Source organism: Protofrankia sp. CiT1 (genome assembly GCF_917627335.1).
Taxonomy (GTDB): domain Bacteria; phylum Actinomycetota; class Actinomycetes; order Frankiales; family Frankiaceae; genus Protofrankia.
The window spans coordinates 1-2,199 of sequence record NZ_CAKJTP010000228.1 but is presented as its reverse complement, the minus strand read 5'-3'; the positions used below and the strand labels follow the sequence as shown (position 1 = coordinate 2,199).

1 protein-coding gene and 1 pseudogene are annotated in these 2,199 nt (G+C 68.7%); both read left to right on the top strand.

Features of this window, described 5'->3' with window-relative positions:
- Window positions 1–341, top strand: a pseudogene (locus MJ785_RS20480) (glycosyl transferase); the annotation flags it as partial.
- Window positions 342–618: 277 nt separating this feature from the next.
- The gene (locus tag MJ785_RS20475) at window positions 619–2,166 is read left to right on the top strand and encodes a serine/threonine-protein kinase (RefSeq protein ID WP_370653010.1); all 1,548 of its coding nucleotides are present in this window, start codon (window positions 619–621) and stop codon (window positions 2,164–2,166) included.
- The last annotated feature ends 33 nt before the right edge of the window (window positions 2,167–2,199 follow it).

Genomic DNA, 2,199 nt, shown 5'->3' with positions numbered 1-2,199 from the left:
CTGCCAACGCCGAGCTCGTCCAGCTGCTCAGGAACGGCCAGCGAGGCTACCGCTGGGCCGCGGCGGCGTCGGGATCCCAGATGGCCGGCTCGCTCGAGCTCGCCAGCGGTACTGCGATCATGTCGATGGGCGGGTTCAGCGGCGGTGACCCGGCACCGACGCTCGCCGAGTTCAAGCGGTATGTCGCTCATCACAACATCCATTACTACATCGCGGGTGGTGGTTTCGGTGGTTTCGGTGGCCGCGAAAACAACGAGATCACCTCCTGGGTGGACAGCGCCTTCACCGCCAGGACTGTTGGTGGGCAGACGGTCTATGACCTGGCACAGCCGAGAGCCTGACCTGATCCGGCTGCCTTCCGGCACACCTCCACGTTCGAGAGCATGCCGCCTGTTGGGGACTCTGCCACCGCAAGAGGCCTGGGATGAGTGACGATGGGGCTGTGAGCGGGCTGGCTGTGAGCGGGTCAGCCATAGGCGGTTGAAGTGGGGGGTTATGAGCGGGCGGGCAGCAGCAGGGCGGTCGGGCATGACGCGGCCAGGCCGAGCGGGGAAGGGGGCTACGGCGGAGCCACTGGAGCCGCTGCATGCGGACGACCCGCTATCGGTCGGCAGGTACATGCTGGACAGCCGTCTCGCCGTCGGCGGCATGGGCACGGTCTATCTCGGCCGGGACACGCTGGGCCGACAGGTCGCGGTCAAGGTGATCCGGCCGGACCTCGCCGCCGATCGCGACTTCCGGGAGCGGTTCCGACACGAGGTCGCCGCGGCCCGACGGGTCTCGCCGTTCTGTACGGCCTCGGTGCTCGACGCCGACCCGGACGCCTACCCGCCGTATCTCGTCACCGAGTACATCGATGGCAGGCGGCTGGACTGGGTGGTGACGGAGGACGGTCCGCTGCCCGCCTCGACCCTGACCGGTACCGCGATCGGGGTGGCGACGGCACTGACGGCCATCCATCGCGCGGGGATCGTCCACCGTGACCTCAAGCCCGCCAATGTGATCATGTCGTTGTCCGGGCCGAGGGTCATCGACTTTGGGATAGCCAAGCTCGCCGCTACCACCCGTCATGCTCTCGATCGTGGACTGATCTTCGGGACCTACGGCTGGATGGCGCCCGAACAAATCCTCGACGATCCGGTCGGCCCGGCCGCGGACATCTTCACCTGGGGGCTTCTGGTCGGCTACGCGGGAACGGGCCGACACCCGTTCGCGGAACCGGGAGCCTTCGGGCCGGCCGCTGACGCCAGCCTGGGGCAGCGGATCGTGGAGGAGGCACCGGACCTGACCGGTCTCGCCCGACCGCTACGGGGGCTGGTCGAGACCGCGTTGACCAAAGATCCCAGGGCTCGGCCAGCCGCACGTGATCTGCTCATGCGTCTGGTCGAGGGCAACGCGGACGTCAGCGCCGCCACGCCGATCGATCAGATACTCGGGCGGACACAGCGGATGGCCGCTGTCGCGCCACCGACCCGCCGCGGTTCGCCGACGTTCGCGACCGGCCAGCTATCGGGACAACCAGCGCGGTTCGGGCAGCCAGCGCGGTTCGCCGAGCCCGCCGACGAGGCACCGCCCCCCTGGTATCCGCCGGCCGCGCCGTCGCGGCCACGCCGTCGCTGGTGGCTGCTGGCCCTGGCCGCCGTGCTCCTGCTGCTGCTCGGTTGGGTGGCCCTGCGAGGCCTCGGCGGTAACGACACAGGCGCATCGCCCGCCGTTGCCAGCTCCGCGCCCGCGGCTTCGGCCGCCCCGTCCCCTTCTCCCGTCCCGTCCGGGGCAGCCGGGGCCGGTGTCCCGGTCCACGATGGGCAGCTTGAGTTCACCGTGACACATGTGCAGTGCGGCCTCGATCAATTGAAGATCGGATTGATCACCAGGCATCCGGACGGCCAGTACTGCCTGGTCGCCCTCACCGCGCACAACATCGGCGGTTCGACCCGGAATCTGTCGGTGGCCCCGCAGCGGCTTGTCGACAGCGCTGGCTCAGACCACGATTCCAGCCAGCTCCTGTCGCGGATGGTTTTTTCAGAAGATATCTGGGGGAACATCTCCGCGGGCGAGACGGCGAGCGGCACCCTCGTCTTCGACATCCCCCAGGACGTCACCGCTGATCATCTGGAGTTGCACGACGGCCCGTTCAGCGGCGGGGTCACCGTCCCACTCCGATAAGAGCGTCCCTATTGCCGGGCGCTCTAAACGGCT